This is a genomic window from Phenylobacterium sp. FG114 (genome assembly GCF_057809855.1).
In genome coordinates, this window is record NZ_JBMDKU010000004.1 from 127,648 (window position 1) to 149,350 (window position 21,703).

The window sequence follows — 21,703 nt, forward strand, 5'->3', positions numbered from 1 at the left end:
GCAAGTGGATCCCCAAGCCCTCGTCACCATCATCCTGTTCGGCCCGCTGATCGGCGCGGCCGTGGCGGGCCTGTTCGGCAAGCGCATCGGCGACGTCGCCTCGATGAGCGTCACCACCGGCTTCCTGTTCCTGTCGGCCATCCTGTCGTGGGTGGTTTTCAGCCAGTGGACCTGGGGCGGCCTGGAGCCGTTCACGGTCACCTACGCGCCGTTCATCCACGTCGGGAACTTCATCTCCAACTGGGCCTTCCGCCTGGACGGCCTGTCGGCGGTGATGCTGGTGGTGGTGACCACCGTCTCGTCGCTCGTGCACCTCTATTCGTGGGGGTACATGGCGGACGATCCGAGCAAGCCGCGGTTCTTCGCCTACCTGTCGCTGTTCACCTTCGCCATGCTGAGCCTGATCAGCGCGGCCGACTTCATGCAGCTGTTCTTCGGCTGGGAAGGCGTGGGCCTGGCGTCGTACCTGCTGATCGGCTTCTGGCACCACAAGGCCACCGCCAACGCCGCCTCGATCAAGGCCTTCGTGGTCAACCGCGTGGGCGACTTCGGCTTCGCGCTGGGGATCATGACGGCCTACTGGGCCTTCGGCACGATCGAGTTCGCGAAACTGTTCCCGCTGATCCAGGCCTCGGTGGGCCAGGGCTGGGACTTCGCGGGCGGGCGCTTCTCGCTGATCGACCTGACCTGCTTCCTGCTGTTCGTGGGCGCCATGGGCAAGTCGGCGCAGTTCTTCCTGCACACCTGGCTGCCCGACGCCATGGAAGGCCCGACGCCGGTGTCGGCGCTGATCCACGCGGCCACCATGGTGACCGCGGGCGTCTACATGGTCTGCCTGCTATCGCCGATGTTCGAGTACGCCCCGGTGGCCAAGAACATCGTGACGGTGATCGGCGCCGTGACCGCGCTGTTCGCCGCGACGGTCGGCCTGACGCAGAACGACATCAAGCGGGTCATCGCGTATTCGACCTGCTCGCAGCTGGGCTACATGTTCTTCGCCGCCGGCGTGGGCGCGTACCAGGCGGCGATGTTCCACCTGTTCACGCACGCCTTCTTCAAGGCCCTGCTGTTCCTGGGCGCCGGCTCGGTGATCCACGGCATGGCGCACGAGCAGGACATGCGCCGCTACGGCGCGCTGCAGAAGTACCTGCCGATCACTTATGCGGTGATGACCATCGGGACGATCGCCATCACCGGCCTGGGCATCCCGGGCGTGGAGCTGGGCTTCGCGGGCTTCTACTCGAAGGACGCCATCATCCACGCCGCCTACGAGGCCGGCGGGGCAGGGCATCCGATGGGTTACTTCGCCTTCGCCATCGGCATCCTGGTGGCCGGCCTGACCGCCTTCTACTCGTGGCGCGTCGCCTTCTTCACGTTCAACGGCCACGCCCGCTGGACGAGCGAGGACCTGGAGCACCACTGGCACAACCGCGACCACGCGCACGGCGACGCGGTGCATGACGACCATGCCCACGCCGACGCCGCGCACGCCGAGAGCCATTCAGAGCCGGATACGGACCACGGTCACGGCCATGGGCACGACCACAAGCCGCACGAGAGCCCCTGGACCATGCGCATCCCGCTGCTGGTCCTTTCGGTCGGCGCCATCGCCGCCGGCTTCGCCTTCCATCACCAGTTCATCGGCGCGGAGCAGAACGAGTTCTGGCGCGGCGCGATCTTCCACGCGCCGGTCGAGCACGCCGCGGCCGAGCATCACGCCCCGCTGTGGGTGGTGTGGGCGCCGCTGGTGGTGTCGGTGGGCGGCCTGCTGGTCGCGGCCTACATGTACATCTGGCGCGAGGGCCTGGGCGCGAAGCTCGCGGCCAACAACGGCCTGCTCTACACCTTCTTCTACAACAAGTGGTTCTTCGACGAGATCTACCAGGCCACCTTCGTCCGCGCGGCGAAGTTCCTGGGCGACCTGTTCTGGAAGGGCGGCGACCAGAAGATCATCGACGGGCTGGGCCCGGACGGGGTCTCGGCGCTGTCGGTCCAGGTGGGCAAGGGCGCCGGCCGCCTGCAGTCCGGCTACGTCTACCACTACGCCTTCGTCATGCTTCTCGGCGTCGCGGGTCTCCTGACCTACGCGCTGTGGGCCTGGGCCGCTTGAGGGGACGACCTTAGATGCCGCTGCTTTCCCTCATCACCTACGCCCCGCTGGTCGGCGTCGTAGGCATCCTGGCCCTCAAGCTGTTCGGGCGGGACGAGGCCAAGACCGCCGAGACCGCGCGCTGGATGGCGTTCATCACCACGATGGCGACCTTCGCGCTGTCGATCTTCCTGGTGGTGGAGTTCGACCCGAAGAACCCGGGCTTCCAGTTCGTGGAGGAGGCCCCCTGGTTCATGGGCCTCTACTACCGGATGGGCGTGGACGGGATCTCGGTCCTGTTCGTCCTGCTGACGGCGTTCCTGATGCCGATCTGTATCGCCGCCTCGTGGCGCTCGATCGACAAGCGGGTGCACGAGTACCTGATCGCGTTCCTGCTGCTGGAGACGCTGGTCATCGGCGTGTTCTGCGCCCTCGACATCGTGCTGTTCTACGTCTTCTTCGAGTTCGGTCTGGTCCCGATGTTCCTGATCATCGGCATCTGGGGCGGCGCGCGGCGGGTGTACGCGGCCTTCAAGTTCTTCCTCTACACGCTACTCGGCTCGATCCTGATGCTGGCCGCCATCCTCTGGATGATCGGCGCCAGCGGGACCAGCTCGATCCCCGAGCTGATGGCCTTCCACTTCACGCCTGAAGCGCAGACGTGGCTGTGGCTCGCCTTCTTCGCCTCGTTCGCGGTGAAGATGCCGATGTGGCCGGTCCACACCTGGCTTCCCGACGCGCACGTCGAGGCGCCCACCGCGGGCTCGGTGATCCTGGCCGGCATCCTGCTGAAGATGGGCGGCTACGGCTTCCTGCGCTTCAGCCTGCCGATGTTCCCGAACGCCTCGGACTATTTCACGCCGCTGGTGTTCGCGCTGAGCGTCATCGCCGTGGTCTACACCTCGCTGGTCGCCTTCCGGCAGACCGACGTGAAGAAGCTGATCGCCTATTCGTCGGTGGCGCACATGGGCCTGGTGACCATGGGCATCTTCTCGGGCAACGCCGAGGGCGAGCAGGGCGCGATCTATCAGATGCTGAGCCACGGGGTGATCTCGGGCGCGCTCTTCCTCTGCGTGGGCGTGATCTACGACCGGATGCACACCCGCGAGATCAAGTTCTACGGCGGACTGGTGACGCGGATGCCGGTGTACGCCGCGGTCTTCATGTTGTTCACGATGGGCAATGTGGGCCTGCCGGGCACCTCGGGCTTCGTCGGCGAGATCCTGTCGATGACCGGCGTCTACCAGGTGTCGACCTGGACCGCGATCATCGCGGCGACCGGCGTGATCCTCTCGGCCGTCTACATGCTGACGCTGTACCGCGCAGTCGTGTTCGGCCCGCTGACCAACCCGAAGCTCGAGGCCATCACCGACCTCGACTGGCGTGAGGTGGCGATCTTCGCGCCGCTGATCGTCTCGATGCTCTACATGGGCGTGCAGCCCAATTCCGTGTTCAGCCTGACGCAGGCGTCGGTGGACCAGCTCGTGCGGGTCTACCAGGCGGCGATCGGCGGGTAAGGGACCAAAGATGATCTCCGCCCACCTGGCCTACGCCTATCCTGAAATCATCCTCGCGGTTGGGGCGCTGGCCCTGCTCGTGCTGGGCGCGTTCCTGCCGAAGCAGACCGGCTTGGTCGGCGGCGCGAGCGTGCTGGTGCTACTGGCCGCCGCCGTGGCCTCGGCCACGCAGCCGTTCGGCGTCGCCTTCTCCGGCGGCCTGATCTCGGACGCGGCCGCCACCTTCTCCAAGGTCGCGATCTACGTGGCGTCGGCCGTGGCGATCCCGCTGGGCCAGGGCTGGTTCGCGCGCCGCGGCGTGAGGAACTTCGAATACCCGGTGCTGATCCTGCTTGCCGCGCTGGGCATGGGCATGATGGCGTCGTCGGGCGACCTGATCTCGCTCTACGTCGGCGTCGAGCTGCACTCGCTGGCGCTCTACGTGCTGGCCGCGATGCACCGCGAGAACGCGAAGGCGTCGGAAGCGGGCCTGAAGTACTTCGTGCTGGGTGCGCTGTCGTCGGGCCTGCTGCTCTACGGCGCCAGCCTGATCTACGGCTTCGCGGGCTCGACCCTGTTCAGCGACATCGCGGTCGCGGCGGGGTCGTCGGCCAACACCGGCCTGCTGTTCGGCCTGGTCTTCCTGATCTGTGGCCTCGCCTTCAAGGTCTCGGCCGCGCCGTTCCACATGTGGACGCCGGACGTCTACGAGGGGGCGCCGACCCCGGTCGTGGCCTTCTTCGCGGCGGCGCCCAAGCTGGCCGCCATGGTGCTGTTCGCCCGCGTCCTGGCCGACGGCTTCGCCGGCGCGGCGGGCCAGTGGCAGCAGGTGCTGATCGCCATCGCCCTGATCTCGGTCGCCGTGGGCGCCTTCGCGGGCCTGGTGCAGAAGAACCTGAAGCGCCTGTGGGCCTACTCCTCGATCGCCAACATCGGCTACGCGCTGCTGGGCCTGGCCTCGGGCACCAGCGAGGGCGTGCAGGCCATGCTGGTGTTCATGATCCTCTACATGATCGACGTGACCGGCTTCTTCGCCTGCCTCGCGGCGCTCTCGCGCCAGGGCCGGGCGATGGAGACGATCGACGACATGGCGGGCCTGATCAAGGAACAGCCGGGCATCGCGCTCGCCATGACGGCCTTCTCGCTGTCGGCGCTTGGGCTGCCGCCGTTCTCGGGCTTCTTCGCCAAGATCTTCGTGTTCAAGGCGGCGCTGGACGCCGGCCTGTGGGGCCCGGCCGTGATCGGCCTCGTGGGCTCGGTCGTGGCGGCGTTCTACTACCTGCGCCTGATCAAGGCGATGTGGTTCGACGGCAGCACCGGCGCGACCGACAAGCCGCCGATGGAAGCCAAGGCCATCGGCCTGGCGGCCGCTGTCTTCGCCTTCCCGGTCGTGATGGTCGCCCTGACCTGGCTGAACCCGCTGGCCGAGCGCGCGGCGCACGCCTTCGGCCTGGCCTGACGCTTGGCGAACCGCCCGCCGATCGAGTCCTACGTCGAACTCGACTCCACGAACGCGGAGGCCCGTCGGCGGGCCGAGGCGGGCGAGGCGGGGCCTGTGTGGATCTCGGCCGGCGTGCAGACGGCGGGTCGCGGCCGGAGGGGCCGGGCCTGGTCGACCGAGACCGGCAACCTGGCCGCCACCCTGCTGACCACCACGGATCGTCCGCCGGGCGAGGCGGCGCAGCTGTCGTTCGTGGCGGCGCTGGCGGCCTGCGACCTGGCCGATACCTGCCTGGGGCCGGGCGCGGCGCGCCTGAAGTGGCCTAACGACGTGCTGGTGCACGGCCGCAAGGCGGTGGGCATCCTGGTGGAGTCGGGCGCGCGGCCGGACGGCCGGCTGTGGCTGGCGGTCGGCGTCGGCGTGAACCTGAAGCACGCGCCGCAGGACCTGGAGCGACCGGCCACCGCCTTCGCCGACCACATGGCCGGGCCGCCGCCCGAGCCGCTGGCGGCGCTGGACGTGCTGGCGGTGGCCTTCGAACGCTGGCGCACCGCATGGGCGACGCAGGGATTTTCACCGATCGCGGCAGGCTGGTCCGAGCGCGCGACCGGAATCGGCGAGCGCTGCGTCGCGCGGCTGCCCAGCCGGACGATCGAGGGCGTGGCCGAAGGCCTGGATCCGGACGGCGCGCTCAGGCTCAGGCTGGACGACGGCGGCGTGGAGCGCATAACGGCCGGCGACGTGTTTTTCGGGGAGGCGTGAATGCTGCTGGCGATCGAACAGGGCAACACCAACACCCTCTTCGCGGTGCATGACGGCGAGACGTGGACGGCGCAATGGCGTGCGGCGACCCACTCGAGTCGCACGGCCGACGAATATGCGGTGTGGCTGTCGCAATTGCTGGGTATGGCTGGGCTGTCGCTGGGCGCGTTCGACGGGTGCATCATCTCCAGCGTGGTGCCGCAGTCGATCTTCAACCTGCGCAACCTGGCGCGGCGCTACCTGCACGTGGAGCCCATGGTGATCGGCGAGAATGTCGACCTGGGGATCGAGGTGCGGATCGAGAAGCCGTCGGAGGCGGGCGCCGACCGGCTGGTCAACGCCATCGGGGCGCACACCGTCTATCCCGGCGACCTGATCGTCATCGACAGCGGGACGGCCACCACCTTCGACGTGATCGCCGCCGACGGCGGGATGGAAGGCTGCGCCATCGCGCCGGGGATCAACCTGTCGATGGAAGCGTTGCACCAGGCGGCGGCGAAGCTGCCGCGCGTGGCGATCCAACGCCCGCGCGGGAACACCGCGATCGGGAAGGATACGGTGGCGGCCATGCAGTCGGGCGTCTTCTGGGGCTATATCGCCCTGATCGAGGGCCTGGTGGCGCGGATCAAGGCCGAGTGGGGCAAGCCCATGACCGTGATCGGCACCGGCGGCGTCGCCTCGCTCTTCCACGGAGCCACGGATTCCATCGATCACTTCGACCCGGATCTCACGATCCGCGGAATGCTAGAGATTTACCGCCGCAACGCGGCCAAGGCTTGAATGGCTAAGACACAAAAGGACGACGAGCTCGTCTTCCTGCCGCTGGGCGGGTCGAACGAGATCGGGATGAACTTCAACCTGTACGGCTTCGGGCCGGCGCACGACCGCAAGTGGATCGTGGTCGACCTGGGCGTGACGTTCGGCGACCAGACCACGCCGGGCGTCGAGGTGATCCTGCCCGACCCCGAGTACATCGAAGAGTACGCGCACCGGATCCTGGGGATCGTGCTGACCCACGCCCACGAGGATCACATCGGCGCGGTGGCCTGGCTGTGGCCGCGGCTGAAGGCGCCGGTCTATGCGACGCCGTTCACGGCCTTCATCCTGCGCGAGAAGCTGCGCGAGGCCGATCTGCTGGACGAGGTGGAGATCACCGAGGTCCCGCTGGGCGGATCGATCGAGCTGGGTCCGTTCAAGCTGGACCTGATCACCCTGACGCACTCGATCCCCGAGCCGAACGGCCTGGCGATCAAGACGCCGTTGGGCACGATCCTGCACACCGGCGACTGGAAGATCGATCCCGATCCGCTGCTGGGCGACGTCACCGACGCGGCCGCCATCCGCAAGCTGGGCGACGAGGGCGTCCTGGCGATGGTGTGCGACAGCACCAACGTCTTCGTGGACGGCCACGCCGGGTCGGAAGCCGACGTGCGGGTGGCGATGACCAACCTGATCGGAGGCCTGAAGGGCAAGGTGGCGGTGGCCTGCTTCGCGTCGAACGTGGCGCGGATGGACAGCGTGATCCGCGCGGCCGAGGCCAATGGGCGGCGGGTCTGCCTGGCGGGGCGGTCGATGCACCGGATGTCGGCGGCGGCGAAGTCCGTGGGCCTGATGCAGGACATCCAGCCGTTCCTGGACGACACCGAAGCCAAGCACCTGCCGGAGAGCAAGGTGCTGTACCTGTGCACCGGCAGTCAGGGTGAGCCGCGGGCGGCGCTGGCGCGCATCGCCGACGGCACGCATCCGCATGTGAAGCTGGGGGCGGGCGACAGCGTGGTGTTCTCCAGCCGGGTCATCCCGGGCAACGAGATCCCGATCCGCAACCTGCAGAACAAGCTGACCGAGAACGGCGTGCGCCTCTACACCGAGCGCGACCACCCGGGCATCCACGTCTCAGGCCACCCTTGCCGCGACGAACTGGCCGAGATGTACGCCTGGGCCCGGCCGACGATCGCGGTGCCCACCCACGGCGAACGCCGGCACCTGATGGAGCACGCCGCCTTCGCCCGCGATCTGCAGGTGCCGCAGCAGGTGACACCGCGCAACGGCGACATGGTGCGCCTGGCGCCGGGCCGGGCGGAGATCATCGACGAGGTGCCGTCCGGGCGCCTGTTCGTGGACGCCGGCGTGCTGACGCCCGAGAACGGCGAGGCGCTGCGCGAGCGGCGGCATGCGGCGTTCAACGGCGTGCTGGCCGTGTCCGTCGTGCTGGACGGGCGGGGGAAGATCGCCAGCGGCCCGCAGGTGCGCGCCCTGGGCCTGCCGACCGAGGACGAGGAGCACCTGGATGAGGTGCTCGAGGAACTGGCCGACGAGGCGGAAGGCGCGATCAAGCGCCTGAAGGGCGAGGAGCGGGAGCTGGACGACAGCATCGAGACCGCCATCTCCCGCGCCGTGAAGAAGGCCAGCCAGCGGATCTGGGGCCGCCGGCCGGTCGTGGAGACGACGGTCCTGCGGATCTAGGCGAGGGCCGTCCGGCGGCGCGAACGCAGCGCCGCGCCAGCCGCGCCGAAACCCAGGATCATCAGCGCCCAGGTGGTGGGCTCGGGGACGGCCGCGGTGATGCCGGTCGTGTAGGTGAGATCGTCCATCACCCAGTTGCCGCTGTTGCCGTAGAGGCGGACCTCGTCCACGAGGCCGCCGTACCCGGAGGCGTAGAAGGTGGCGACGTCGTCGAGGGTCTGCGACTGGCTGGTGAAGACGCGCTCGCCGCCGCGGAAGAGTTCGTAGACCACGCCGAGATGGCCCGAGAAGTAAGCGCCGTCGAAGCGGACCGCGTCGCCGAAGCGGAAGGTGCTGACGCCGTTCCTACCTGGCTCGTACTTCTCGTAGTTGGTGTAGATCGCCGTCAGACCCGAAGCGGTGGGGTATTCGGGCAGCTTGGGCGGCGAGTAGTAGCTGAAGTCATCGCCGAAAATCACGCCCTGGTACTCCGACGGCACCAGGCCAGAGCCGGTGAGATCGTCGAAATTCAGCACGATGGTCGTGGCGGCGGACGCCGCACCGGCGACAAGCGAGAGCGCGAGGCCGGCGACGGCCGGGCCGATGAAACTGCGAGACATGACGCACCTTTTCTGAACTCGGGGAAGGCGTCGCTAGCAGCCGCCGCGCGGAGGAGCGGCCCGCGCGCGACCAAGCCGGTTCAATTCGCGACGGGTGCGTATAGGCTCGCGCTTGAGGCGAACTAGGCCGGCGCCAGCGCCAAGCCGTCAATTTCGGCGAGCTCGTGTGCCGAATACGGCCCCGCCGCCTCGGCCGCGACGCACATGGCCAGTTCGGCGCGGTTCTTCACCCCAAGGACTACGGTGTCGAAGTCCGGCAGGCTGAGGGCGTAGCGGTGGGCGACGTAGGCCGGGTCCTGGCCCCAGCGGGCGCAGAGGGCGCGGAACGGGGCGGCGCGATCATAGTCGGCGCGATCGGGGCTCTTGGGCGAGAGGTCGCGGTCGACGGCCGCGGTAAGCGCCCCGGCCTGGACCGCGCGGATGCCCATGACGCCGAGTCCGGCCGCCTTGGCGCGGGCGGCGATCTGACGCGGCCGCGCGGGCTCGGCGTAGCGCTTCAGGGCGCCGGGACTGTCCATGAGGTTGGCGATGACCTGGACCACGTCGGGCCTGGGCGTGTGATCCAGCGCCTTCAACACCGCCGTGGGCACGCCGATGCCGGTGATCCCCCAGGCCCCGATGCGACCTTGGGCCTTCAGCGCTTCCATCGCCGGGACCACCTCATGCTCGTAGAGCGACCAGGCGGTGGAGAAGCGGTCCTTGCCGCTGTCGCCGTGGGCGTAGGTGAAGCCGTTCAGGTGGATATTCGAGTGCAGGAAGAAGGCGTCGAGGCGTTCCAGTCGCATGGCCGCGAGACTGGCCTCCAACGAGGCGGTGAGGGCGGGGGCGACGTCGGCGGGATCGGGTGAGCCGAGCTGACACTTGCTGGTGAAGCGGACGCCGGCCGGTGGGCGGCCGCCGAACGCCTCGCCGACGAAGGCCTCGGCGTTGCGGTACATGGGCGCGCAGTCGATGAGGGTGATCCCTGCGTCGACGGCGGCGTGCACGGTGGCCAGCGCCTCTTCGTGGGTGGTCTCGCCCCAGATCTGGCCGATGCCGCCGCCCAGCGTGAGGCGGCTGACCTCGCCCAACGGGCCCAGCGTGGCGGTCCGCATCGTATTCCTCCCGTCGTTTTGGCGACGCTAGCATGTTGCCGCTCGTTCGAAGGACGGGTTTGATGGCGGACGGCCAGATGCGGGAAGCGCGCGGCCAGCGCAGGGGAGAGCGCCTATGTCCGCGTACCGGGGCGTCCGCATCGCCGATTTCAGTCAGGGTCTCGCCGGGCCGATGGCGGCGATGCTGCTGGGCGACTTCGAGGCCGAGGTGGTGAAGGTCGAACCGCCCGGCGGCGACCGGTTGAAGGACCACCCCGGCTACCTGGCCTGGAACCGCAACAAGCAGGTCGTGACGCTGGACCTTGCGACACCCGAAGGCCTGGCCGCGGCGAAGACGCTGATCGCGGGCGCGGACGTGGCGCTGTTCGATCATCCGCCGGGCGTGCTGGAGTCGCTCGGGCTGGACGGGGCGACCCTGACAGCGGCGCATCCCGCCTTGGTGCACGCCTGGATGCCCCCCTATGGAACGACCGGCGAGTGGAGCGACCTGCCGGCGCACCACAGCCTGCTGGCCGGCCTGACCGGCGTGGCGTTCCGCCAGGGCGCGTGGGCGGATCAGCCGGTCCACCTGGTGATCCCGATCGCGTTCTATTCCCAGGCTGTCCTGGGGGCGGGCGCCATTGGCGCGGCGCTGTTCGAGCGCGGGCGTAGCGGGCAGGGACAGGCGCTCGTGGTCAGCGGCCTGCACGGCTCGGCCGAGGCGGCGCCGCCCGCGCGGATCCTGGGCGAGCCGCCGCTGCCCCGTGGAACGCCGCCAGGGGCCAATCCGCGCTACCGGCTCTATCAGGGCTCGGACGGGGAATGGTTCTTCCTGGGGACCCTGTTCACGAACTTCTACCGCAAGGCGCTGGAGGTGGTGGGCCTCGACGACGCGTTCGATGTGCTGGAGGCCGACATGCTGGCCGCGCGCGACCTTCTGGAGGGGATGTTCCTCGGCCGCACGCGTGACGAATGGCTGGAGGCGCTCAGGGCCAACGACGTGCCGTGCGCGCCGATCGGCCCACGCGAAGCGTGGTTCGCCGGTGACACCGTCGGGAACGCCGGGCTGCGAACGGTCCTGCGGCATCCAGAGCGGGGCGAGGTGGCGATGCCGTCGCCGTCGGTGAAGTTCAAGCGCACGCCAGCCAGCATCCGGGCGCTGCCGCAGCCCGCCGCCGCGCCGCCGGCCTGGGAGGCGAAGACGGCGTCGACCGGCGCCGGGACGGCGTCGGCGCCGCTGGCCGGAGTGAAGGTGCTGAACCTGGGCACGGTGATCGCAGGCGCCTATGCCGGGACCATCCTCGCCCAGCTCGGCGCCGATGTGATCAAGATCGAGTCGCGGGAGGCCGATCCGTTCCGTTCGGACGGCTCGCAGTTCCTGGCGTACAACCGCGGTGCGCGCGCGCTGGGCCTGGATCTGAAGCGGCCCGAGGCGCGGGAGCTGTTCCTGGAGCTGGCGGAGGACGCCGACGTCGTCATCGACAACTACCGGCTGGGCGTGCGGGGCCGGCTTGGGATCGACTATGCGGCGCTGAAGGCGGTGAACCCGCAGATCATCTCGTGCTCCATCAACGCCTATGGTGAGAGCGGGCCGCGGGCCGCCTTGCCCGGCTTCGATCCGCTCCTGCAGGCCGAGGGCGGGATGATGGCCGCGCAGGGCGGGGCGGGCGATCCCATCCTGCACACCATCGCCGTCAACGACATCGCCACGGCGGCGACGGTGGCCGGGGCGGTCATCGCGGCGCTGAACGCCCGCGAGAGGACGGGCGAGGGCCAGGAACTGCTGACCAGCCTGATGGGGCAGAGCCTGCTCTACCAGCTGGGCGAGCTGGTGACGTACGAGGGGCGGCCCGCGAACCCTCTCGGCGGGGTGGACTGCCTGGGCGTCTCGGCGCTGCACCGCTACTACGCCTGCGCCGACGGCTGGATCGGGCTGGTGGCCGAGACGGCGGGCGAGGCCGCGGCGCTCGGACGGGCGCTGGACGTGGATCTTGGCGCGGGGCCGTTGGCGGAGGCGCGGGACGGGCCGCTCGCGGGGCAGATCGAAGCGGCGCTGGCGGGCAGGCCGCGAGCCGATGCGCTGGCGGCGCTGCGCCGAGAGGGCGTCGCCGCGGCGCCGGCGATCCGTGGCGGGGAGGCGCTGGAGGATGCGTTCCTGGCGCAGAACGGCTTCGTGGAAGGCTGGGTCCATCCGCGGCTTGGCCCGATGATCACGGCCACGGCGCTCTCGGCATTCTCACGCACGCCCAGTGGCTTCTCCCGCCCGACGCCCGAGCTGGCCGAGCATTCGGCGGAGGTGCTGGGCGACTACGGGATCGCACCGGAGCGGATCGCGGCGCTGCTGGCGGCGGGGGCCGTGTTCTAACGCCGCAGCATCGTTCCCCAAGGTGATCTCGCGCCGGCGCGCGTCCCGGCGTATACCGCCCGGATGATCGGGAAACTGAACCACGTGGGCGTCGCGACGCCCTCCATTGAAGAGTCGGTGAAGCTGTATCGCGACGTCCTGGGGGCGACGAAGATCGGCGAGAAGTTCGCCATGCCCGAGCAGGGCGTGTGGGTGTGCTTCGTCGACCTGCCGAACAGCCAGATCGAGTTGATCGAGCCGCACGGGGACGCCTCGCCGCTGAAGGGCTTCCTGGAGAAGAACCCGGCCGGCGGCCAGCACCACATCTGCTTCGAGGTGGAAGACATCGAGGCGGCGCGGGACGACATGGCCGCCAAGGGCGCGACGGTGCTGAACGGCGGCAAGCCCCGGATCGGCGCGCATGGAACGCCGGTGATCTTCGTGCACCCCAAAAACATGGGCGGCGTGCTGGTCGAGCTCATGGAAACCCCCAAGGCTGGAGCCCACTGATGGGTCCGTTCACCTCGGTCGCGATCTTTCTCACCATATGGTGGACGGTGCTGTTCGCCGTGTTGCCGCTGGGCGTGACCAGTCACGCCGAAGCGGGGATCGACCGGGGCGATGGGGGCGACCCGGGCGCGCCGGTGGACCCGAAGCTTAAGAAGAAGTTCTTCACCACGACCTGGATCTCGGTCGTGCTGTTCGCGATCATCTGGACGGTGATCAAGCTGGGCGTCATCAAGCTGCCGGGCCTGCCCAGCACCTACTGAGGAACCTCAGGGGCGCCTCATCGTTGCCAAGGTTCCAGCGGCAAGGCTATCAGGTCGCCTCCTGCTGACCTGAGAGCCGAAGATTCCATGCGCCTTTCGCGATACTTCATGCCGACCCTTCGCGAGGCGCCCGCCGACGCGCAGATCGTCTCGCACCAGCTCATGCTGCGCGCGGGCCTGATCCGGCAGGAGGCCGCCGGCATCTATGCCTGGCTGCCGCTGGGCCTGAAGGTGCTGAAGAAGATCGAGCAGGTGGTGCGTGAGGAGATGAACCGCGCCGGCGCGGTCGAGATCCTGATGCCGACCCTGCAGCTGGCCGACCTGTGGCGCGAGAGCGGCCGCTACGAGGCCTATGGCGACGAGATGCTGCGCATCAAGGACCGCCACGACCGGGACCTGCTGTACGGACCCACGGCCGAAGAGGTCGTGACCGACATCTTCCGTAGCTACATCAAGTCGTACAAGGACTTGCCGAAGAATCTTTACAACATCCAGTGGAAGTTCCGCGACGAGCGCCGGCCCCGGTTCGGGGTCATGCGCGGCCGCGAGTTCCTGATGAAGGACGCTTACAGCTTCGACATCGACGAGGCCTCGGCGCGGCGGTCCTACAACCGGATGTTCCTGGCCTACCTCAACGTCTATGCGCGGCTGGGGCTGAAGGCGATCCCGGTGCGGGCCGACACCGGTCCGATCGGCGGCGACCTTTCCCACGAGTTCATCATCCTCGCCGACACCGGCGAGAGCGAGGTGTTCGCGCACCGCGACCTGGTGGAGATGGGCGCGCCTGGAGCCGATATCGACTGGGAGGGCGACCTGCAGCCGCTGGTCGACAAGCGCACGCAGCTCTACGCGGCCAGCGACGAGATGCACGACAAGGCCGCCTACGAGGCTCTGCCCGAGGACAAGCGGATGACCGCTCGAGGAATCGAGGTCGGGCACATCTTCTACTTCGGCACGAAGTACTCCGCGCCGATGAAGGCCAACGTCACCGGCCCGGACGGCAAGGACACGCCGGTGCAGATGGGCTCGTACGGCGTGGGCGTCTCGCGCCTGGTGGCGGGCATCATCGAGGCCAGTCATGACGACAGCGGGATCGTGTGGCCCGACGCCGTGGCCCCGTTCGGCGCGGCGGTGCTGAACCTGCGGGCCGGCGACGCCGCCTGCGACGAGGTCTGCGAGAAGGCCTACAAGGCGCTGTCGGACGCCGGGCTCGACCCCCTGTACGACGATCGCGACGACCGGCCGGGCGCGAAGTTCGCCGCCACGGACCTGGTGGGCATCCCCTGGCAGCTGATCGTCGGCCCCAAGGGCGTGGCGGACGGCGTGGTCGAGCTGAAGCGCCGGGCCACCGGTGAGCGCCAGACCGTGTCGCTCGACGCGGCGCTGAAGGCTATCATCGGTTGAGCCAGCCCCACGCCGTCACAGGCGGCCGCGCGCCGCCGTTCGGCCTCTGGGAGCGGATGCTCGCCGGCCGCTACCTGCGCGCCAAGCGGCAGCAGGGCGGCGTGGCGCTGATCTCAATCATCTCGTTCACCGGCATCATGCTGGCGGTCGGCGTGCTGATCGCGACCATGTCGGTGATGAACGGCTTCCGGTCGGAGTTGCTGGGCCGGATCCTGGGCTTCCAGGGCCACCTGTTCGTCACCGGCGGCGTGTTGGACGGCGCCGAGCGCGACCGGGCGGTCGCCCGCATCGTCAAGGTGCCCGGCGTGCTGCAGGCGGCGCCGATCGTCGAGGCCCAGGCGATCGCCATCGGGCCCGCGCAGATCACCGGAGCCCTGGTGCGCGGTATCAGCCCCAAGGACCTGCAGGAGACCCGGCTGGTTTCCGGCAACATCACGCGCGGCACGCTGAGGGGCTTCGGCGACGGGGAGTTCGGCGGCGACGTGATCGTGGTCGGCGAACGGCTGGCCCAGCAACTGGGCGTCTCGCCCGGCGACACCCTGACCCTGATCTCGCCGGCCGGCGGCGCGACGGCGTTCGGGGGCACGCCCCTGCAGAAGGCCTATACGGTCGGCGCCACCTTCACGGTGGGCATGAGCCAGTTCGACCAGGCCTACATCTACATGCCGCTGGCGCAGGCCCAGCTCTTCTTCGGCCGCGACGACACGGCCGACGCCATCGAGATCAAGGTCGTCGACCCGGACCACGCCGCCAAGCTGCGTGCGCCGATCACCCGGGCCGCCGGCCCCTCGGCCGTGGTCAACGACTGGACCCAGCGCGACACCGCCTTCTGGGGCGCGCTCGCCGTCGAGCGGACGGCCATGCGCCTGATCCTCGGCATGCTGATCGTGATCGCGGCGCTGAACATCATTTCGGGCCTGGTGATGCTAGTGAAGAACAAGACCCGCGACGTGGCGATCCTGCGCACCATCGGGGCCGGGCAGGGCTCGATCCTGCGGATCTTCTTCATGGCCGGCGCCAGCATCGGGGCCCTCGGCACCCTCGCGGGCGTGACGCTGGGCGTGCTGTTCTCGATCTATATCGGCCCCATCCAGGGGTTCGTCGAATGGGTCACCGGCACGCAGGTGTTCGCCTCGGACGTCTATTACCTGTCGCGGCTGCCGGCGAAGGTGGACTGGGCCGAAGTCGCCGCGATCTCGGCGTTCTCGCTGGGCATGGCCTGCTTCTGGAGCCTGCTGCCGGCCTGGCGGGCGTCCAAGCTCGATCCGGTGGAGGCGCTCCGCTATGAGTGAGCCCGTGCTCTCCATCCGCGGGCTGGAGCGGACCTATGTGACGGCGGCGGGCTCGCTGACCGTCCTGCGCGGCGTCGATCTGGACGTACAGCCGGGCGAGATCGTGGGGCTGATCGGGCCGTCGGGCTCGGGCAAGTCCAGCCTGCTGCACGCGGCCGGGCTGCTGGAGCATCCCAACGCGGGCCGCATCTCGATCCAGGGCGTCGACTGCTCGAACCTGCACGAGCGCGAGCGCACGCGGGTGCGGCTGGCCACCATCGGCTTCGTCTACCAGTTCCACCACCTGCTGCCGGAGTTCTCGGCGCTCGACAATGTGGCGCTGCCGATGATGATCGCGGGCGTCGAGCGCAAGGCGGCCGGCGAGCGGGCGGCGAAGCTGCTCGCCGACCTGGGACTCAAGGACCGCGTCGACCATCAGCCGGCCCAGTTGTCGGGCGGGGAACAGCAGCGGGTGGCCATCGCCCGCGCCCTGGCCAACTCGCCCCGCCTGCTGCTGGCCGACGAACCCACCGGCAACTTGGACCCCACGACCTCGGGCGCGGTGTTCGACAGCCTCTACGCGCTGGCGCGCAGCCAGGGCGTGGCGGCCGTGGTGGCGACGCACAACCTGGAGCTTGCCAGCCACATGGACCGGGTCTTCGCCCTGAAAGACGGCCATCTCGAAGAGCAGACGCGCTAGGAGCGGCCGCAGGCGTCCTTCACCTTCTGGTCGATCTCCGCCAGGCCCACGCCGGCGTCGTAGCCGTTGAGGCGGGCGCGCTTCTGGAGGCCTGTCCAGAGGGCCAGGGCCTCGCGATAGGCGTTGCAGGCCTCGGAACGGCGACCAGCCGCCAGGTAGATGTCGCCCAGGGGCGTGTAGCCGACCGCCACGGTGCGGGCTGCGTTCTGGTCCTCGGGACGCTCGGCGGCGGCGGCGCGGCGACCGGCGATACTGGCGCGCGCAGCGGTGATGGCTTCGTCGTGGCGGCCGTTGTGCGAGAGCGCCACCGCCAGCTGCATGTTCACGATGTTGCCGATATGACGCGACTGAGGACTTCGCTCCACGGAATTGAGAAGACTGGAGATCTCGACGCCACGCAGGATCGAGGTCAGTTCCTCCTTGGGCCGCTTGAGCTCCTGCCAGGTGCTGGAGACGTTGAACTGGGCATAGGCGAGCGGCGAGAGCATGCGCACGTCGCGGCGCTGGGCGTGGGCGGTCTCGAGCACCTGGGCTGACCGCTGGTACAGCTGTAGCGCCTCGGGCGGGCTGCCCAGGAAGTAGCGGGCGTCGCCCAGCAGCGTGTAGGCGCGCGCCAGGCCCAGCGCCACGTCGTCGGGATCGGCGCCGGGGGGCGGATCGCGATAGCCCATGATCGCCGCCTCCAGCAGGGGCGGCATGGCCGCGAACTCGCCCTCGTAGTCCATGAGATTGGCCTGCCCGATGATGCACTCCAGCTTGAGGATGCGGGCCGGCGTGCTGGCGGGCAGGCGCCGGATGAGGGCGTCGGCGCGGCGGCAGGCCTCGTCGTAGACGCGGGTGGCCGCGGCCTTGTCGTTGTCGATGTTCTGCAGCACCCCGCCGCGGGCGTTGAGCGTGCGCACCAGGCTGAGCTCGGCCGCGTCGTTGCGGCGAGAGCCCGACAGGAGGCGGCGCAGGTCGGCCTCGGCGCGGGCCAGGTCGGCCTTGCCCGCGGCGATCTCGCCCACGGAGTTGCCCGAGATCTGGGTCAGGGCCTCGCCCATGCGGCCGAAACCCTGGGCGACCTCCAGCTGGATGTCCGGGCGCGATCCGGCGGCGTCCAGCGCCTCCAGATAGGCGCGGCTCCGATCGGCCACGGCGTGACGGAGCGGGGCGGTGCCAGGCGCGCGCTGGAGCGCCGGCGTGAGGTCGTCCAGCAGATAGACTGCCAGGCTGCGGACCTGGGTGAAGCGCTGCTCGGCCTGCAGGTAGAGCGTGGTGGTGACCACCAGGCCCACGATGAGCGCAATGGCTGCGGCGACGCCGGCGCCGACGCCGAGGGGATGGCGGCGGGCGAAGAACGTCCATCGGCGGGCGGGGCCGGCGGGGCGCGCGCTCACCGGATAGCGGGACAGCCAGCGTTCGACGTCGGCGGCGAGCGCGCGCACGTCGCCATAGCGGGCCTCCCGCGACGGCGCGCTGGCCTTGGCGATCACCGCCGACAGTTCGGCGTCGGGCGCGGGTCCAGATAGGTCAGCCAGCAGGACACCCAGGGCGAAGACGTCGTCGCCCACGCCGGCCGGCTCGCCGGCCTGTTGCTGCGGGCTGGCGTAGCGGGCGGTGGCGGCGCGCGGCCGGGTGGCGCGCTCGGCGTCGAGTAGGGCGGCGATGCCGAAGTCCAGCACCTTCACGCCGACGCCGGGGTCGACGACCACGTTGCTGGGCTTCAGGTCGGCGTGAACCACACCGCTGGCGTGGGCGTGCTCGACGGCGGCGCAGAGCTGGAGGAACAGGCCCAGGCGCGCGCGCAGCGGCAGGGCGGCACGCTCGGCATGCTCGGTGATCGGCAGACCCGCCACCCGCTCCATGACGATGAAGGACAGGCCCTCGGCGGTGACCCCGCCGTCGAAGAGCTGGGTGACGTGCGGGTGGCGCAGGCGCGCCAGGATGCGGCGCTCCTGGGCGAACTGGTCGGCGGCGGCCTGGGAGAACAGGCCGCCGCGCATCAGCTTGATGGCGACGGTCTGCTCGAAGCCGCCCTCGATCCGCTCGCCGCGATAGACCCGGCCCATGCCGCCGCGGCCGAGCTCCTCGACCAGGCGGTAGGCGCCGATTTGTTCGGGGGGCTCGATCTCGAAGGGACTGACGGGTTCGGGCGGCTGCGTCGGCAGGAGGTCGGAACGCGACTCGGCGGCGATCAGACGGCGGACGGCGGCGGCGAGGGCGGGATCCGCCAGATCATCGAGCCGGGCCTCGCGGCTGGCTGGCGGCCACGCCATGGCCTCGTCGAAGAGTTCCAGGACCCGCCACTCGAAGCCGGGATCCATCTCAGGCGGCGGCCTCCAGGGCGCTCAACAGCCAGGCGCGGGCCCCGCGCCAACGACGCTCGACCGTACTCTCGGACACTTCGAGGGCCGCGGCGGCCTCGGCGAGGGTCAGGCCGGCGTAGAAGCGCAGCTCGACGACGCGGGCGCGCTCGGCGTCCACCTCGAACAGCTTGGCGAGCACCTTGTCGAATTCCTCGAGGTCGAAGGCTCCCCCGCGCTGGGGCTCGCACCAGAAGGTCAGGATCGGCGGCGCCTGCCGCTTGCTGGCCCTGTAGCGGCGCACCTCGTCCAGCAGCGTCTGGCGCATGATGCGGGCCGACATGGCCAGGAAGTGCGTCCGATCGCGCCAGTCCATCCGTTCCAGCTTCAGGATCCGGATCGCGGCCTCGTGAGCCAGGTCGGTAGGCTGGATGGCCAGGCGGCCGGCGTCTTCGCGCAGGACGCGTCGGGCGATGCGGCGGAACTCGGCATAGTGCGCGGCCAGCAGCCGGTCGCGGGCGCGGACGTCCCCCTGAGACGCGCCGGTCCACACCGTCTCCATCGGCATCTGGTATGCGTGGGACACCCCGAACCCCCGTCAGTCCGACCGGGAGCATACGCCGACCGGCGATATTGCATATCCCGTTCTCCCGTTACGGGAGCTGTACGCGCGCGGCGCCCGCCGCTAGGGCAGCGGCATGCGCCTGATCATCGACACCGACACGGCCGGCGACGACGTCTTCTCGCTTATGATCGCGCTGACGCGGCCGGGCGTGACGGTCGAGGCCATCACCATCGCGCACGGCAACGTGGGCTTCGCGCAGCACGCCGAAAATGCGCTGGCGACGCTTGAGGCCTGCGGGCAAGGCGGGAAAGCGCCGGTCTACCTGGGCGCGGAGCAGCCGCTGAGCCGCGCGCCCCTGGCGGCGACCTATGTGTTCGGGGCGGACGGCATGAGCGACGCGGGAATCCCGCGCGCGGCGCAGCGTCCGGCGGCAGGCGAAGCGGCCGACGAGATCGTGCGCCGGATCATGGGCGCCCCCGGCGAGATCACCCTGATCGCCCAGGCGCCCCTGACCAACCTGGCCTTGGCGGTGATGATGGAGCCGCGGATCGCCTGGGCCTGCCGCCATCTCTGGATCATGGGCGGCACGGACAACGGGGTGGGCAATGTGACGCCGGCGGCGGAGTACAACTTCTACGTCGATCCCGAGGCGGCGAAGATCGTGCTGGCGGCCGGCTTCGACGTCTCGATCGTCACGTGGACGGCGACCCTGCGCGACGGCCTGTTCACCCTGGAGCAGCTTGCCGAGCTGGAGGCGCTGGACACGCCCCGGTCGCGGTTCTTCACGGCGGTGAACCGGGCGTCGCTCGACTTCGCGCAGAAGACGCAGGGCCTGGGCGGCAGCCTGCATCCCGACGCGCTTACCTGTGCCCTGGCGCTGGACGAGCGCCTGATCCTGGACAGCGACATGTGCGCGGTGGACGTGGAGACCAAGGGCGAGCTGACGCGCGGCTATCTCAGCGTCTCGCACCCGATCCTGCCCGACGCCGAGCTGGCCGACCCGGAGCTTGTGCGCAAGGCGCCGAACGCCCGGGTCATCAAGGCCGCCGACCGCGCTGGGTTCTTCGCCGCGATGAAGGCCGCGCTCAGCTAGTCGCGCCGCAGGGCGTCGATCTCGGCGATCTGGGCTTCCAGGCGGCGGATGGCCCGGTGATTGTTCCAGAACCAAAGCGAACCATAGAGCAGCAGCATCACCGGCAGCGTCAGCTTCCAGGCCAGCGGCGCTTCGGGCTGGGCCTGCAGAAGGCCTGTCAGGAACAGTGCGAAGCCTGGGAGGAAGGGCGCCAGATACCAGGCCCAGGCGCTCCGCAGGGCCTCCTGCTGGCGGACGAGCTCGGCGCGATGGAACGCGAGGGCGTCGGCGACCGGCGCCGGCCGGGCCGATCCGCGCCGATGGAGCTGGAACGCGACGTAGACCGCCGCCAGGCCGCACAGCGCGCTCGCCGCCTTGAGGACCGCGCCCGGCAGGATGAAGACGTAGGCGGAGAACACCACGACGACGATGGCGCAGGCCACGTACTCGATGCGGTTGCGGCGCTGGACGCGGTCCTGGAAGCCGCGCGCGTGGATCTGTTCGAGAGTCATGGGCTGGGTCTCCGTGGGCTGGTCGCGCCAGAGGTTCTTGAGGTCGTCGGGCTGGCCGGTCATGACGGCCTCCGGTCGTGGAAGCGGGCGGCGAGGATCGCCTTCAGGCGATGGATGCGGACGGCGACGGCGCCCGCCGAGAGGCCGGTGATCTCGCCGATGGCGGCGGCGTCCAGGTCTTCCAGATAGAGCAGGGCCACCTGGCGGTCCGCCGGCTTCAGCGCGTGGACCAGCGCGAGCAGGCGGTCCAGCGCATGACGGGCGCCGGCGTTGGCCTCCGGGTCGTCGGGGCCGGGGAGGTCGGCGATCTCGTCCAGCCCGGCCAGGCCCACGGTCGCGCGCCGGCGGCGCAGGACGTGGCTGGTCGCGGTGTTGTGGGCCACGCGATAGACCCAGGTGCGCAGCGAACAGAGGCCGTCGAAGGCGGCGAAGCTGCGCCAAAGGGCGACGTGGATGTCCTGGACCAGGTCGCGGCGCAGGTGCGCGTCGCGCTCGTAGCCGCGCGCCAGCCGCTCGAGCGCGGGCCCGTAGGCCTCGGCCGCCTGGCGGTAGCGCTCGTCCTGGTTGGCGTCCCTGTCCACGTCCGAAGCGGCCCTTTCAGAGAGGATAGTCGCCGCCCTCGGAAAGTTCTTACAGGCGCTGTGGACCGGGAAATGCCTCACGCTTGACGATGAGAACAAAAGTGGAATAAGAACGAAAGCGGAACGGCCCACGGGTTCTCCGCTGAGTATCCACAAGGGCCTCACAGAAGGATGTCGAAGATGGTTCGTCTGGCCCGGGAATCGCTGGCCTTTGCGTCGGTGGCGAGCTTTGTCTGGATGGTCTGTTCCGTGGCCGGTCTGATGGGCTGACCGCCA

General features: G+C 69.7%; 20 protein-coding genes. 14 read left to right on the top strand and 6 right to left on the bottom strand.

The annotated features are described in order from the left end of the window. Window positions 1-4: 4 nt before the first annotated feature. The 6 genes from nuoL to ACODSY_RS08200 are packed head-to-tail and all read left to right on the top strand — an operon-like array spanning window position 5 to window position 8,251. Window positions 5-2,110: an NADH-quinone oxidoreductase subunit L gene (gene nuoL, locus ACODSY_RS08175; protein ID WP_488951222.1), complete on the top strand. Its 2,106-nt coding sequence runs from the start codon at window positions 5-7 to the stop codon at window positions 2,108-2,110. 14 nt (window positions 2,111-2,124) lie between these two features. After that, window positions 2,125-3,606, top strand: coding sequence for an NADH-quinone oxidoreductase subunit M (locus ACODSY_RS08180; RefSeq protein ID WP_488951223.1), 1,482 nt, complete (start codon window positions 2,125-2,127; stop codon window positions 3,604-3,606). Between the two features lie 10 nt (window positions 3,607-3,616). Then, on the top strand, window positions 3,617-5,044 hold the full coding sequence (gene nuoN, locus ACODSY_RS08185) for an NADH-quinone oxidoreductase subunit NuoN (protein WP_488951224.1): 1,428 nt from the start codon (window positions 3,617-3,619) through the stop codon (window positions 5,042-5,044). Between the two features lie 3 nt (window positions 5,045-5,047). Beyond that, window positions 5,048-5,788, top strand: a complete 741-nt coding sequence (locus ACODSY_RS08190; protein ID WP_488951225.1) for a biotin--[acetyl-CoA-carboxylase] ligase — start codon at window positions 5,048-5,050, stop codon at window positions 5,786-5,788. Beyond that, window positions 5,789-6,568, top strand: a complete 780-nt coding sequence (locus tag ACODSY_RS08195) for a type III pantothenate kinase (protein WP_488951226.1) — start codon at window positions 5,789-5,791, stop codon at window positions 6,566-6,568. After that, window positions 6,569-8,251 carry a ribonuclease J gene (locus ACODSY_RS08200; protein WP_488951227.1) on the top strand — a complete coding sequence of 561 codons (1,683 nt, stop codon included), beginning with the start codon at window positions 6,569-6,571 and terminating at the stop codon, window positions 8,249-8,251. It abuts the gene before it with no gap. On the opposite strand, the gene ACODSY_RS08205 is transcribed toward ACODSY_RS08200, so the two are convergent. Continuing rightward, complete coding sequence (locus tag ACODSY_RS08205; RefSeq protein ID WP_488951228.1) at window positions 8,248-8,850, bottom strand: PEPxxWA-CTERM sorting domain-containing protein; 603 nt, start codon at window positions 8,848-8,850, stop codon at window positions 8,248-8,250. The two genes, ACODSY_RS08200 and ACODSY_RS08205, sit on opposite strands and share 4 nt — an antisense overlap. 122 nt (window positions 8,851-8,972) lie before the next feature. Continuing rightward, a complete protein-coding gene (locus ACODSY_RS08210) occupies window positions 8,973-9,944 on the bottom strand; it encodes an aldo/keto reductase (RefSeq protein ID WP_488951229.1) in 972 nt (323 codons plus the stop codon). Between the two features lie 115 nt (window positions 9,945-10,059). Between ACODSY_RS08210 and ACODSY_RS08215 the strand changes: the two genes are divergently transcribed. From ACODSY_RS08215 to ACODSY_RS08240, 6 genes are all read left to right on the top strand, one after another. Beyond that, entirely contained in the window at window positions 10,060-12,288 is a 2,229-nt protein-coding gene (locus ACODSY_RS08215; RefSeq protein ID WP_488951230.1) for a CaiB/BaiF CoA-transferase family protein, read from the top strand. A gap of 63 nt (window positions 12,289-12,351) precedes the next feature. Continuing rightward, window positions 12,352-12,777, top strand: a complete 426-nt coding sequence (gene mce / locus ACODSY_RS08220) for a methylmalonyl-CoA epimerase (protein WP_488951231.1) — start codon at window positions 12,352-12,354, stop codon at window positions 12,775-12,777. Next, a complete protein-coding gene (locus ACODSY_RS08225; protein WP_488951232.1) occupies window positions 12,777-13,037 on the top strand; it encodes a DUF1467 family protein in 261 nt (86 codons plus the stop codon). The genes mce and ACODSY_RS08225 overlap by 1 nt, the downstream gene beginning before the upstream one ends. 87 nt (window positions 13,038-13,124) lie before the next feature. Further along, on the top strand, window positions 13,125-14,441 hold the full coding sequence (proS, locus tag ACODSY_RS08230; RefSeq protein ID WP_488951233.1) for a proline--tRNA ligase: 1,317 nt from the start codon (window positions 13,125-13,127) through the stop codon (window positions 14,439-14,441). Between the two features lie 56 nt (window positions 14,442-14,497). Further along, window positions 14,498-15,733, top strand: coding sequence for a lipoprotein-releasing ABC transporter permease subunit (locus ACODSY_RS08235; RefSeq protein ID WP_488951455.1), 1,236 nt, complete (start codon window positions 14,498-14,500; stop codon window positions 15,731-15,733). Further along, a complete protein-coding gene (locus ACODSY_RS08240) occupies window positions 15,726-16,412 on the top strand; it encodes an ABC transporter ATP-binding protein (protein ID WP_488951234.1) in 687 nt (228 codons plus the stop codon). The genes ACODSY_RS08235 and ACODSY_RS08240 overlap by 8 nt, the downstream gene beginning before the upstream one ends. Here the strand turns inward: ACODSY_RS08240 and ACODSY_RS08245 are convergent. Together ACODSY_RS08245 and ACODSY_RS08250 are read right to left on the bottom strand one after the other, a co-directional pair. Then, window positions 16,409-18,718: a protein kinase domain-containing protein gene (locus ACODSY_RS08245; RefSeq protein WP_488951235.1), complete on the bottom strand. Its 2,310-nt coding sequence runs from the start codon at window positions 18,716-18,718 to the stop codon at window positions 16,409-16,411. The genes ACODSY_RS08240 and ACODSY_RS08245 overlap by 4 nt on opposite strands. A gap of 1 nt (window position 18,719) precedes the next feature. Continuing rightward, window positions 18,720-19,283: an ECF-type sigma factor gene (locus ACODSY_RS08250; RefSeq protein WP_488951236.1), complete on the bottom strand. Its 564-nt coding sequence runs from the start codon at window positions 19,281-19,283 to the stop codon at window positions 18,720-18,722. Window positions 19,284-19,395: 112 nt separating this feature from the next. Here ACODSY_RS08250 and ACODSY_RS08255 point away from each other — a divergent pair, with 112 nt between their 5' ends. Then, the gene (locus ACODSY_RS08255; RefSeq protein ID WP_488951237.1) at window positions 19,396-20,355 is read left to right on the top strand and encodes a nucleoside hydrolase; all 960 of its coding nucleotides are present in this window, start codon (window positions 19,396-19,398) and stop codon (window positions 20,353-20,355) included. Here ACODSY_RS08255 and ACODSY_RS08260 read toward each other — a convergent pair. After that, on the bottom strand, window positions 20,352-20,909 hold the full coding sequence (locus ACODSY_RS08260) for a hypothetical protein (RefSeq protein WP_488951238.1): 558 nt from the start codon (window positions 20,907-20,909) through the stop codon (window positions 20,352-20,354). The genes ACODSY_RS08255 and ACODSY_RS08260 overlap by 4 nt on opposite strands. Next, on the bottom strand, window positions 20,906-21,427 hold the full coding sequence (locus ACODSY_RS08265; RefSeq protein WP_488951239.1) for an RNA polymerase sigma factor: 522 nt from the start codon (window positions 21,425-21,427) through the stop codon (window positions 20,906-20,908). The genes ACODSY_RS08260 and ACODSY_RS08265 overlap by 4 nt, the downstream gene beginning before the upstream one ends. 180 nt (window positions 21,428-21,607) lie before the next feature. Here ACODSY_RS08265 and sidA point away from each other — a divergent pair, with 180 nt between their 5' ends. Then, entirely contained in the window at window positions 21,608-21,697 is a 90-nt protein-coding gene (gene sidA, locus ACODSY_RS08270) for a cell division inhibitor SidA (RefSeq protein WP_068878982.1), read from the top strand. Window positions 21,698-21,703 lie beyond the last annotated feature (6 nt).